This window comes from Methylomagnum ishizawai (assembly GCF_019670005.1).
GTDB lineage: Bacteria > Pseudomonadota > Gammaproteobacteria > Methylococcales > Methylococcaceae > Methylomagnum > Methylomagnum ishizawai.
Genome location: NZ_AP019783.1, coordinates 2,596,365 through 2,608,133, shown reverse-complemented (window position 1 = coordinate 2,608,133; position 11,769 = coordinate 2,596,365). Strand labels below are relative to the sequence as shown.

Below are 11,769 nucleotides of genomic sequence, written 5' to 3'. Positions count from 1 at the left end.
AACGTCCCGCCGGATGTCGGCGGTTTTTCCATGCCCATCACTCAGAAACCGTGCCCGATGCTCAAAAGCGATTTCCATTACGACCTCCCCGAACACCTGATCGCCCAAACCCCTTTGCCGGAACGCGCCGCCAGCCGCCTCCTATGCCTGGACGGAACCAGCGGGCGGTTGGAGGACCGCCATTTCGCCGCCTTGCCCGACCTGTTGGCGGCGGGCGATCTGCTGGTGCTGAACGATACACGGGTGATCCCGGCCCGGTTGTTCGGCCACAAGGCCAGCGGCGGCCGGGTGGAGGTACTGATCGAGCGGGTGCTGGACGTCCGGTTGGCCCTCGCCCATGTGCGGGCCAGCAAAGCGCCCAAGCCGGGCGGGGCGATCCATCTGGAGGGCGGCTACGCCTGCCGGGTCCGGGGACGGCGGGAGGATTTGTTCGAATTGGAATTCCCGGAAGGGCCGGGGATCGAGGCCGTGCTGGCGGCGGTGGGGCATATGCCCTTGCCGCCCTATATCGCCCGCGCCGACCGGGACGAGGACCGCGAGCGCTACCAAACCGTGTTTTCCCGGACGCCGGGCGCGGTGGCGGCCCCCACCGCCGGGTTGCATTTCGACGCCGGGACGCTGGAGCGGCTGGCGGCGCGGGGCGTGGAGTCCGCCTTCGTGACCCTGCATGTGGGCAGCGGTACTTTCCAGCCGTTGCGGGTGGACGATCTCGACCGGCACCGGATGCACTTCGAGTTCTGCGAGGTGTCCCCGGCCACCGTGGACAAAATCCGGGCGGCGCGGGCCGGTGGCGGGCGGGTGGTGGCGGTGGGCACGACCGTGGTGCGGACCTTGGAGACCGCCGCCCTGGGCGGGGAGTTGGCCCCATACCGGGGCGAGACCGATTTGTTCATCCGGCCCGGCTTCCGCTTCCGCTGCGTCGATGCCCTGGTCACCAATTTCCACCTGCCCGAATCCACCTTGCTGACCCTGGTGTGCGCCTTCGCCGGGCGGGCGGAGGTCTTGGCGGCCTACCGCCACGCGGTGGCCGGGGGATATCGGTTCTTCAGCTACGGCGATGCGATGTTCGTGACACGGCGGCCTTAGCGCTTTTGGGTCTGGCGCGCGATGGGTGCCCACGTCGGCCCCGGCGCTGTTAAACTACCTCCCGTTCCGCCACCCCAGGAAATCATCGACCATGGATTGTGTCGCACATGCCCGTTCTGGCCGTGCCGTTCGAGTTCCCGCCCGTTCCGGGCGGTCGGGGCGGCGCTTCCCGCGCGTACCGGCCCCGTTCCGGGGGACTCCCTGATGATGTTCGAACTCCATCCCCGCCTCGCCCAGGACGGCCTGCCGCTGGGGCGTTTCCCCCTCTGCCGCCTGCTGTTGATGAACGAGCGCCGCTATCCCTGGTTCATCCTGGTGCCGGAGCGGCCCGGCATCGCCGAAATCCACCAATTGCCCGACGCCGACCAAATCCGGCTGATCCGGGAGTCCTCGGTCCTGGGCGGGGCGCTCGCCGCCGCCTTCGCCGCCGACAAACTCAATATCGCCGCGCTGGGCAACCTGGTGCCGCAACTGCATGTGCATCATGTGGTGCGCTACCGCCACGATCCGGCCTGGCCCGCGCCGGTGTGGGGCCGGTTCGAGCCATGGGCCTACGACGCGGCGGGCTTGGCCGCCGTCCGGGAGCGGCTGGCCGGGATGGCGCTCCCGGACTTCGTGCCCTGGTCCTAGCCTATGGAATGCCGTCCCGGTTGTGGCGCGTGCTGTATCGCGCCCTCGATCAGCGGTCCGATTCCGGGGATGCCGCGCGGGAAGCCCGCCGGGGTCCGTTGCGTCCAATTGACCGGGGACGATCGCTGCGCGGTGTTCGGAAGCCCTGGGCGTCCGCGCTGCTGTTCGGGCTTGCAACCCAGCGAGGAGATGTGCGGCGCGGACCGGGACGAGGCACTGGCACGGTTGGCTTGGCTGGAGCACGCCACCCGGCCGGGGTGAATCGATGAACCCGTCCCCGTCACAAGGGATGGGCATGGAAATAGTCTATAGTTAAAAAGGAGATTCTATCGTGAGCCTACCCGATCCATTTGCTGGATACCTTATGACCGGCGGCTACCCGTTGATTTGGGAGCGAGACCATGGCGGTTGACGAATTAACCCTATTCATCGTCGATGACGATACCCCGGTGCGCGAAGCCTTGGCGGCGCTTTTGGAAGCGGAAGGTTTCAAAGTGGCGCTGTTCGCCACGGGCACCGAATTCCTGGAGGCCATCCGGCCCAACCTCCATGGCTGCATCGTGCTGGATATCGACCTGCCGGGCTTCACCGGCCTCGAAATCCAGCGCATCCTGGCCGAGCGCGATATCGACCTGCCCATCATTTTCCTCACCGGCATCGGCGATGTGGAAAAGGCTCGGACCGGTTTCAAGGGCGGGGCGGTGGATTTCCTGGAGAAGCCGGTGGATGCCGCGGTGCTGATCGAGGCGGTGCGGCGGGGCTTGGAACTCGGGGTCCGGCGCGATGTGGAAAAAGCCCAGCATAGCAAGCTGGAAGCCCTGTATTCCCATCTCACGCCCAGGGAGAAGGAAATCCTGGTTTTGTTGGCGCGGGGATATTCCGCCAAGCAGGTGGGGCGGGCGTTGGGAATCAGCCATCGTACCGCCGAGATCCATCGCGCCCGCATCATGGAAAAGCTGGGGGTGGATTCCCTGGCCGATTTGGTCGCCTTGGCCATCGGGATTGGCGTGCGCTGAGGAATGTAGCAGAAGTGGTGGAACCCGCTGGCGCGGACGTTTCATAGCTAGGCTATAAGCAGTACTACGTACACCCAAGAGGCACAGGAATCACGTATTCTAGCCGGAACAAAAGGTATTTCCGGATACCGTTTAATCGTCGCGGTTATCCCTAGTGTTCATTCATTTTCCCTTGGATCGGGCCATGGATTTCCCCTGGAAGCCGTGGGGTTGGGTCCGAGGCGTTCAGAAGGCCGGCGCCATGGAAAAACGATATACCCCGCCACCCGATCCAGGAGTCCCGGCGGACCGCTGTGTGTTACTTCCCCCCGACCCTTACGGCAGCGGCCCGGCCCGGCAGGGCAAGGCCGCGCCGACCGCGAGCGAAGAGGAATGCCACGTATTGCGGGAACGCATCAGGCTCAGCGAACAGGCCCGGCAGCGGGCCGAAGCCGAGAACCGGCGCCTGGCGGGGTTGCTCGCCGGCTCCGGCGGTGTGGCGCTGGAGGCCGGGCATTACGCCGATTTCCTATCCGTCCTGGTCCATGAATTCAGGAATCCCCTGACACCCATCCTGACCTCGGCGCAATTGCTCAAGCGCTACGGCATGGCCCGGCCCGAACTCCTGGAATCCGCCGCCGGGAGCATCGAGCGGCAGGTGCGCCAGCTCAGTCAGATGATCGCTGACCTGTCCGATTTCTCGCGGATGGAGCAGGGCCGTTTGGAACTGAACTTGGAAAGCCTGGACGCGGTCGCGCTGACCCACCACGCCGCCGAGACCGGGCGGCAACTCTTGGCCAAGCGCCGGCAAAGCCTGAGGGTCGAACTGCCGCCGCCGGAGTCCTGGAGCCTCCAGGCCGATCCGGTGCGCCTGGGCCGCGTCCTGGAAATCCTCCTGGCCCACGCCTCGCGCTATACCCCGGCGGAGGGCGAGGTCCGGCTGGGGCTGTGGCGCGAAGGGCGCGGCGTCAGCTGGACAGTGCGGGCCGAGGCGATGGGCTTGGCCCCGCCGCGCTTGGAACATCTCTTCGAGCCTTTCATCCCCCTCGACCCGCCCTTGCACGGTGGCAAACACGAAGGCATGGGGATCGCCTTGGCCTTGGCGCGGTGCTATGCCGGCCTGCATGGCGGGAGCCTCGGGGCCGAGGTTGCCGACACGGGGCCTGGCGGGCGCTTCGTCCTGGCCCTTCCTCTCAGCCCGTAAGTACCGGGAACCCCCGCTCACCCGCCCCCGCCACAAGGCCACCGGGAAATCGCGCGGCCATCCGGCCCCGTCGACAGCCGCAAGCCATCGCCCGGCACCTGGATCAAGGTATCGCCCCAGTTTTCCGATCCCAGCGGCAAATCCTCCAGGTCTGGCGGCTCGCCCAGGGCGCGGTTGCCGATCCGGTTGTGGTTTTGTGAAAAGTTGACGAAGGCAGTTGGAGGTAACCAGGAGGTGGGTTGGCCCCGTGGGATGCCAACCCGGAAAGCCGAAATCTGGCTAGGACATTGGACCCAAAGCTTTTTTACCGCAATCGGTAGGCTTACTCATGCGAAAAAATCCGCGTATGGGGGGCCGGGTTCGCGGGCAAGGCGCGCCCGGCTCCAAGCTCAAAACAGCGGCGACACCCCGAACAGCCCCTTGTGGAAATGCAACATCGCCAAATAAAGCACCAAGGCCAGCGCCGGACGCCACCCGCCGATTTCACCCGGCACCAGGGTGTTGCGCTTCTGGATGATCGCCAGGAACGGCAGGTTCGAGGTTGCCAGCGAATATTTTTCCCAGTCTTCCCCATACATCCGCAAGCGCTTGTCGTCGATGGCATAGGTACCGCCCACCGCCAGCAGCAGCAATGAACCGAACAATACCAAGGACGCCGCGTCGCCATTGGCGATGAGGTGCGTGGCCGCCCACAGCGCCACGCCCCACAGGAAGGGATGGCGGGTGATCCGCAGGATGCCCCGCGCGGTTTGGGCCGTCGGGGCGGCGCCGCCCACCGCGGTGGGATTGGCCGGGGTCGTCCCCAGCGTGGCGAACAGGAAGGCGGGCAACATCAACAACAGGGCGGCCGGCTTGAACCAACCCAGTTGCCCCCAGGTTTCGATGTAAGGCGCGGCCCGGTAGGCATGGGCTAGCCACCACAGCCCGAATATCGACAGCAGGCTGAATCCCGCCCGGAACCGGGATTCGCCCAGCCGGGCGACCAGCGTGTCGCGCAGCCTGGAACCCGAAATCACGAAATGGATGCCGACGAAGAAGATCGTGGCCAATACGAGTGGGATCATGGAGGCCTCCTGGAGCGGGGGTTGAAAGACGGGGTTCATTTTTCCAGCAAGCGCGGCATCAATTCCACCAGGTTGCAGGGCCGGGTGCGGTAATCGAGCTGGTCCTGGATCAAGCGGTCCCAACCGGTGCGGCAAGCGCTGGCGGAACCGGGCAGGCAGAAGAGATAAGTGCCGTTGGCCACCCCGGCGAGGGCGCGGGATTGGAGGGTCGAGGTCTTGATCTCCTGGTACGAGAGGGCGCGGAACATCTCGCCGAAGCCGTCCAGGGTCTTGTCGAACAGCACCGCCACCGCTTCCGGCGTGCCGTCGCGCCCGGTGACGCCGGTGCCGCCGGTGGTGATGACGGCCTGGATGGCGGGGTCGGCGATCCAGGCCGAGACGATGGCGCGGATTTGGTAGATATCGTCCGCCACGATGCGCTTGTCGGCGGCGCGGTGGCCGGCGGCGGCGAGGCGCTCCACCAGGGTCTTGCCGGAGGTATCGGTCTCCTCGGTACGGGTATCGGAGACGGTCAGCACGGCGATGGACAGGGGGATGAACTTGCGTTCCTGGCTCATGGTTCGGGTCCGGGGGTTGGGGGTGGGCCGCTAAGCTACCGGAGCCCGGCCTCCGGCGCAATCGGCCCTGTTCGGGGTCCGGGCGGAAATCCCGGCTTTGCCCTAAACTTGCCGATGGAGCGGGAAACCTCATCCCGCGATGTCTCAACCTAGGTTTGGACCCTACTGTGGATTTACGCAACGAAAAGGTATTTCTCGCCTATATGCAGGCGGCGGTGCAAAGCGACAAACTGCGCCTGCCGACCCTTCCCCAAGTGGCTTTGCAAGTCCGCCAAGCGTTGACCAGCAACCGGGCCACCGACGCCGAAATCGCCCGGCTGATCGCCAACGACCCCAGCCTCTCGGTGCGCCTGTTGCAGATGGCGAACAGCCCCTTGTTCCGGGCGCGGACCAAGGTCGAAAGCCTCCAGACCGCCATCGCCCGCATGGGCCACAACACGGTGCGCACCCTGGTCATCAGCCTGGCCATGAAGCAATTGTTCAAACCGGGCTGCCTCAACCTGGACCGCCAGTTCCAGGCCATCTGGCGCGAGAGCGTCAACGTCGCGGCGGTGTGCCGGGCGCTGGCCGTCCGCTGCCGCCACCTCGACCCGGACCTCGCCATGCTCGCGGGGCTGCTGCATCAGATCGGGAAACTCCCGATCCTGACCCTGGCCGAGAAATTCCCCGAACTCGGCAACGATACGGAAGTCTTGTCCCAGCACTTGGAGCATCTGCATCCCTTGATCGCCAAGCTCATCATGCGGTCGTGGGATCTGCCCGAAGCCCTGGCGCGGGTGACTTGGGAATACCTGGAGTTCCAGCGCGATCCCGAACCCGAGGCGGATTATGTGGACGTGGTGCAGGTGGCCTATTTGGAAAACCGGGTGGCCGCCGATCCCGGATTCCAGGTGGATTTGGCCAAGGTGCCGGCCTTCGCCAAACTGGGTTTCGAGGGCGGGGTCGAGATATTGCAGATGGAGGATATCTCGGCGACTTCCGCCGAGACCCGGAATCTGCTGTTGTAGGGGGCGGGGGGGCGATGGGCGCGGGCTGGACCGCCCGTCAGATCGTCCCCCACCGCCAAGGGCGGGACTAGGGCATTTTCACGTGTGGATACGTATTCCGTGCCCACCGGGATAGCCTGAGCGTAAACCCGGACCGGTAGCGCTCTAGCCGACCACCGTCTTCACCACGGCGACGATGGCCATGATGAAGAGGACGGTGAAGATCAGGCCGGCGACGATATAAGGGGTCGCCGAGGTGCCCTGGGCGAAATCGCGCCGCCGGTTGGCGTCGCTCTGTACGCCGAAGGCGGCGGCGAACACGCTGCCCACGATTTGCATCAGCGAGGGTTTGCCGGAGGGATTGTCTTGTTCTGCCATGGTTCAAGCCTGGGGGTTGCCGGCCTTTTTCGCCTGGTAAATCCTCACGCCGATGGCGACGCCGATCACCAGGAGGACGGTGAACAAGGCCCGCCAGGAGGCGCTGCCGGAATAGATCATCTCGTCTTCCACCGTGCCCATCAGGTCGCCCTTGGAATCGGCGATGCCCATGTCCAGCAGGTATTTCCACAGGTAGTTGATGGGGACGATGGTGGCGATGCTGCAACCCATCGAGACGATGAACTTGTCGATGGCCTTGTTGATGATGGGGTTCTTGGTCATGTTTTCGTTGATGACCATGTTGTCCATGTACAGTTTCACGATCACATAGCCCGGCAACACCATCACCACGGCCAGGCCGATCAAATCCTTGACCACCAGTCCGGTGCTGGAGATGAGGCTCAGGGCCAAGATCATGATCAGGCTGAAGATACCCAGCCCGGCCCACATGTATACATCTTCCTTACCGAATTTGAATAAGTCTTTTATCATTATCGCCTCCTCATTGTTTTTTGAAGAAATAGAATCCCTCGATTCCGCCCTTGAGAATCATCTCGTTGCCTTTCATCTCGTAGACGGAGTAATCGATGGTTTTGCCCGGCCTGCCCGGATCGTCGGCGGATATTCTCCCGTTGACGATTTTGTATTTCCACTCGTGGCGGTCTTCGGTTTTGAAGTGCCGGTTATAACCGCTGGTGATGATGGTCCCGTCGGTGCGGAATTCCCAGATGCGGTTTTCTTCGGTCCTGGGTTTGTCGAGGGCCGCAGCCACCGAGACCAGTTTCCAGGTTCCGGCGATTTCGCTGCCGTCTTTGAGTGGCATGTCCGCTTGCGCGGCCATGTGATAAGCGCCCATGATTCCTAGGAAACCGGCGGCGCAGAAAGTCCTTATTTTCATAATAACCCCCTTGGCGTTGTTGTTGTGGGAAGCCCAGGCTTTCCGTGCCGGGATCGGGGCACCGATGTCGGCGGAATCTGTGGGCCTCGTGGATAAAGAACGCCGAATTTTTACATTTTTCATTTCCCGATAGCAAGGAAACCCAAGGGTTTGCCAAGGCTAGGGGCTGTTTATACCAAGGTCCGCCCCGACTAAAATATGCCGCCCGGACTTCCGGGCAAACCTTCCGCTTTTTCTCCACAGGAACAGGACACGATGACCGATTTCACCGCCCGCGCCGCTTTGCTCCAACGCCTGCTCTCCGAACGCATCTTGTTCCTGGACGGCGCGATGGGCACCATGATCCAGACCTACCAACTCGGCGAGGCCGATTACCGGGGGCAGCGCTTCGCCGCCTGGCCTTCCGACCTCAAGGGCAACAACGACCTCCTGTGCTTGACCCAGCCCCGGATCATCCGCGCCATCCACGACGCCTATCTCGAAGCCGGGGCCGATATCCTCGAAACCTGTTCCTTCAACTCCACCCGCGTCAGCATGGCCGACTACGGCATGGAGGAATGGGTCTACGAACTCAATGTCGCCGCCGCCCGCATCGCCCGCGAGGCTTGCGACGCCATGGCGGCCAGGACCCCGGACCGGCCCCGTTTCGTGGCGGGCGTGTTGGGGCCGACCAGCCGCACCTGTTCGATTTCGCCCGATGTCAACGACCCCGGTTTCCGCAACGTCCATTTCGACGAACTGGTCGAGGGCTATCTGGAAGCCATCGCCGGTTTGGTGGACGGCGGGGCCGATATCATCCTGATCGAGACCGTGTTCGATACCTTGAACGCCAAGGCCGCCGTGTTCGCGGTGGAGGTGTACGGCGAGCGCCATGGGGTCGAACTGCCCGTGATGATTTCGGGCACCATCACCGACGCCTCGGGCCGCACGCTGTCGGGTCAGACCGTGGAAGCCTTCTGGAATTCCCTGCGCCATGCGAAACCGCTCGCCTTCGGTTTCAACTGTGCGCTCGGGGCCAAGGAACTGCGCCAATATGTCGAGGAACTTTCCCGTATCGCCGACACCTATGTCTCGGTCCATCCCAACGCCGGTTTACCCAATGAATTCGGCGGTTATGATGAAACGCCGGAAGCCATGGCCAAGGAAATCGCCGAATGGGCCGAGCAGGGCTTCCTCAACATCGTCGGCGGTTGCTGCGGCACCAATCCGGCGGTGATCCGGGCCATCCACGACGCCGTGTCCAACTTCCCGCCGCGGCGGATTCCCGACATCGAACCGCGCTGCCGCTTGTCCGGCCTGGAACCCCTCAACATCGGCCCGGACACCCTGTTCGTCAACGTCGGCGAGCGCACCAATGTCACCGGCTCGGCGGCGTTCCGGCGCTTGATCCGCGAGGAGAAATACGAACAGGCCATCGACGTGGCCCGGTCGCAGGTCGAGAGCGGTGCCCAGATCATCGATATCAACATGGACGAGGGCATGTTGGATTCCCAGGCTGCGATGGTGCGCTTCCTCAACCTGATCGCGTCCGAGCCCGATATCGCCCGCGTGCCGGTGATGCTGGATTCTTCCAAGTGGGACATTCTCGAAGCCGGTTTGAAATGCTTGCAAGGCAAGGGCATCGTCAATTCCATCTCGCTGAAGGAGGGAGAGGCAGCCTTCCTTCATCACGCCAAGCTGGTGCGGCGCTACGGCGCGGCGGTCATCGTCATGGCCTTCGACGAGACCGGGCAGGCCGACACCCAGGCCCGCAAGGTCGAAATCTGCGCCCGCGCCTATAAGCTCCTGACCGGGACCCTGGATTTCCCGCCGGAAGACATCATCTTCGACCCGAATATTTTCGCGGTCGCCACCGGCATCGAGGAACACAACCGCTATGGCCTGGATTTCATCGAGGCGGTGCGCGACATCAAGGCCAGTTTGCCGCACGCCCTCATTTCCGGCGGCGTTTCCAACGTGTCGTTCTCGTTCCGGGGCAACAACCCGGTGCGGGAAGCCATCCACGCCGTGTTCCTGTACCACGCCATCCGCGAAGGCATGGACATGGGCATCGTCAACGCCGGGCAGCTCGCCATCTACGAAGACGTGCCGGTCGAACTGCGCGACGCCATCGAGGATGTCATCCTGGCCCGCTCGCCCGAAGCCACCGACCGGCTGCTGGCCCTGGCCGAGAAATACCGCGAGGAAGGCGGCGGCGCTACGGAAAAGAAGGAGGAACAGGCGTGGCGGTCCTGGCCGGTCAACAAGCGCCTGGAACACGCCCTGGTCAAGGGCATCGACGAGTTCGTCGAGGCCGACACCGAGGAAGCCCGCCAGCAGTACGACCGCCCCCTGCACGTCATCGAAGGCCCGTTGATGGACGGCATGAACGTGGTTGGCGATTTGTTCGGCGCGGGCAAGATGTTCCTGCCGCAGGTGGTGAAATCGGCGCGGGTGATGAAGAAATCCGTGGCCTATCTGATGCCGTTCATGGAGGAGGAAAAAGCCAACAATCCCTCGCCCAAATCCAACGGCAAAATCCTGATGGCGACGGTGAAGGGCGATGTCCACGATATCGGCAAGAACATCGTCGGCGTGGTGCTGCAATGCAATGGCTTCGACGTGGTCGATCTGGGCGTGATGGTGCCCTGCGACAAAATCCTGGAGGCCGCCCGCGAACACAAGGTGGATATCGTCGGCCTCTCCGGCCTCATCACCCCGTCGCTGGACGAGATGGTGCATGTCGCCAAGGAAATGGAGCGCTTAGGGTTCGATATCCCCCTGATGATCGGCGGGGCGACGACTTCCCGCGCCCACACGGCGGTGAAGATCGAGCCGAATTACAGCCGGGGCACGACGGTCTATGTCACCGATGCTTCCCGCGCCGTGGGCGTGGCCGGGAGCCTCCTGAGCGAGGATTTGCGCGACGACTACATCGCCAAGTTGCGCCAGGAATACGGGGAAGTCCGCCAGCGCCATGTGGGCCGCAAAGCCCAGGCGCCGATGCACGAACTCGCCGCCGCCCAGGCCAACGGCCTGCACGGCGATTGGCCGCATTACACCCCGCCCAAACCCAGCTTCACGGGGGTCCGCGCTTTCGAGCGCTATCCGCTCGCGGAACTGGTGCCCTATATCGATTGGACGCCGTTCTTCCACACCTGGGAACTTTCGGGCAGTTATCCCAAAATCCTCGACGACGCCATCGTCGGCGAACAGGCCCGCACCTTGCTCCAAGATGCCCAGGCCATGCTGGAACTGCTGGTGCAACAGGAATGGCTGACCGCCAACGCCGTCGTCGGCTTCTTCCCGGCCCAGCGGGTGGGCGACGATATCGTCCTTTATACCGACGACAGCCGCGCCGAAGTCCTCACCACGCTCCACCACCTGCGGCAACAGGCGGTCAAGCCGCCGGGGCAACCCAATTACTGCCTGGCCGATTTCGTGGCCCCGGCGGACAGCGGGCTGCCCGATTACATCGGCGGGTTCGCGGTCACGGCGGGGCAGGGGATCGAGGCCAAGCTCGATGCCTTCGCCGCCAGCCACGACGATTACAGCGGCATCATGCTCAAGGCGCTGGCCGACCGTTTGGCCGAAGCCTTCGCCGAGCGGCTGCACGAGCGGGTGCGGCGCGAATTCTGGGGTTACGCGCCCGAAGAGCATCATAGCCACCGGGAATTGATCGACGAGGCGTACCGGGGCATCCGGCCCGCCCCAGGGTATCCCGCTTGCCCGGACCACACCGAGAAAACCGCGCTGTTCGACCTGCTGCGAGTCGAGGCGAATACCGGCATCACGCTCACCGAATCCTGCGCCATGTATCCGGCGTCCTCGGTCAGCGGCTGGTATTTCTCGCATCCCGCCGCCAAGTATTTCAACGTGGGCAAGATCAACCGCGACCAGATCGAGGATTATGCCCGGCGCAAGGGGATGGAGGTGCGGGAGGTGGAGCGGTGGTTGGCTCCGGTGTTGGCTTACGAGCCGGAGTAGGTTAA

The 11,769-nt window shown here is 63.9% G+C and carries 12 protein-coding genes; 7 read left to right on the top strand and 5 right to left on the bottom strand.

Going from position 1 to position 11,769, the window contains the following annotated elements; translation table 11 throughout:
• Positions 1 to 57: 57 nt before the first annotated feature.
• The 5 genes from queA to K5658_RS11815 all read left to right on the top strand — a co-directional run bounded on the left by queA (position 58) and on the right by K5658_RS11815 (position 3,915).
• The gene (queA, locus tag K5658_RS11835; protein ID WP_221063338.1) at positions 58 to 1,086 is read left to right on the top strand and encodes a tRNA preQ1(34) S-adenosylmethionine ribosyltransferase-isomerase QueA; all 1,029 of its coding nucleotides are present in this window, start codon (positions 58 to 60) and stop codon (positions 1,084 to 1,086) included.
• A 204-nt stretch (positions 1,087 to 1,290) separates the two neighbouring features.
• Complete coding sequence (locus K5658_RS11830) at positions 1,291 to 1,716, top strand: HIT domain-containing protein (RefSeq protein WP_221063337.1); 426 nt, start codon at positions 1,291 to 1,293, stop codon at positions 1,714 to 1,716.
• A 3-nt stretch (positions 1,717 to 1,719) separates the two neighbouring features.
• On the top strand, positions 1,720 to 1,977 hold the full coding sequence (locus K5658_RS11825) for a YkgJ family cysteine cluster protein (RefSeq protein WP_221063336.1): 258 nt from the start codon (positions 1,720 to 1,722) through the stop codon (positions 1,975 to 1,977).
• A 140-nt stretch (positions 1,978 to 2,117) separates the two neighbouring features.
• Positions 2,118 to 2,732 carry a response regulator transcription factor gene (locus K5658_RS11820; protein ID WP_221063335.1) on the top strand — a complete coding sequence of 205 codons (615 nt, stop codon included), beginning with the start codon at positions 2,118 to 2,120 and terminating at the stop codon, positions 2,730 to 2,732.
• 241 nt (positions 2,733 to 2,973) lie between these two features.
• A complete protein-coding gene (locus tag K5658_RS11815; RefSeq protein ID WP_221063334.1) occupies positions 2,974 to 3,915 on the top strand; it encodes a sensor histidine kinase in 942 nt (313 codons plus the stop codon).
• Positions 3,916 to 4,304: 389 nt separating this feature from the next.
• On the opposite strand, the gene K5658_RS11810 is transcribed toward K5658_RS11815, so the two are convergent.
• Entirely contained in the window at positions 4,305 to 4,979 is a 675-nt protein-coding gene (locus K5658_RS11810) for an NnrU family protein (RefSeq protein ID WP_221063333.1), read from the bottom strand.
• A gap of 35 nt (positions 4,980 to 5,014) precedes the next feature.
• Complete coding sequence (gene moaB, locus K5658_RS11805) at positions 5,015 to 5,536, bottom strand: molybdenum cofactor biosynthesis protein B (RefSeq protein WP_221063332.1); 522 nt, start codon at positions 5,534 to 5,536, stop codon at positions 5,015 to 5,017.
• Positions 5,537 to 5,703: 167 nt separating this feature from the next.
• Here moaB and K5658_RS11800 point away from each other — a divergent pair, with 167 nt between their 5' ends.
• Positions 5,704 to 6,543 (top strand): HDOD domain-containing protein, encoded by an 840-nt coding sequence (locus K5658_RS11800; RefSeq protein ID WP_221063331.1) that lies wholly within the window; start codon positions 5,704 to 5,706, stop codon positions 6,541 to 6,543.
• Positions 6,544 to 6,687: 144 nt separating this feature from the next.
• Here the strand turns inward: K5658_RS11800 and K5658_RS11795 are convergent, their stop codons facing one another.
• Genes K5658_RS11795 through K5658_RS11785 form a run of 3 tightly spaced genes read right to left on the bottom strand, consistent with a single transcriptional unit; the run spans position 6,688 to position 7,723 of the window.
• Positions 6,688 to 6,900, bottom strand: a complete 213-nt coding sequence (locus K5658_RS11795; RefSeq protein WP_221063330.1) for a DUF2970 domain-containing protein — start codon at positions 6,898 to 6,900, stop codon at positions 6,688 to 6,690.
• 3 nt (positions 6,901 to 6,903) lie between these two features.
• Positions 6,904 to 7,392, bottom strand: coding sequence for a hypothetical protein (locus K5658_RS11790; protein WP_221063329.1), 489 nt, complete (start codon positions 7,390 to 7,392; stop codon positions 6,904 to 6,906).
• Positions 7,393 to 7,402: 10 nt separating this feature from the next.
• The gene (locus K5658_RS11785; protein WP_246628431.1) at positions 7,403 to 7,723 is read right to left on the bottom strand and encodes a lipocalin family protein; all 321 of its coding nucleotides are present in this window, start codon (positions 7,721 to 7,723) and stop codon (positions 7,403 to 7,405) included.
• A 330-nt stretch (positions 7,724 to 8,053) separates the two neighbouring features.
• On the opposite strand from K5658_RS11785, the gene metH reads away from it, so the two are divergent.
• Positions 8,054 to 11,764 (top strand): methionine synthase, encoded by a 3,711-nt coding sequence (metH, locus tag K5658_RS11780; RefSeq protein ID WP_221063328.1) that lies wholly within the window; start codon positions 8,054 to 8,056, stop codon positions 11,762 to 11,764.
• Positions 11,765 to 11,769: the final 5 nt, after the last annotated feature.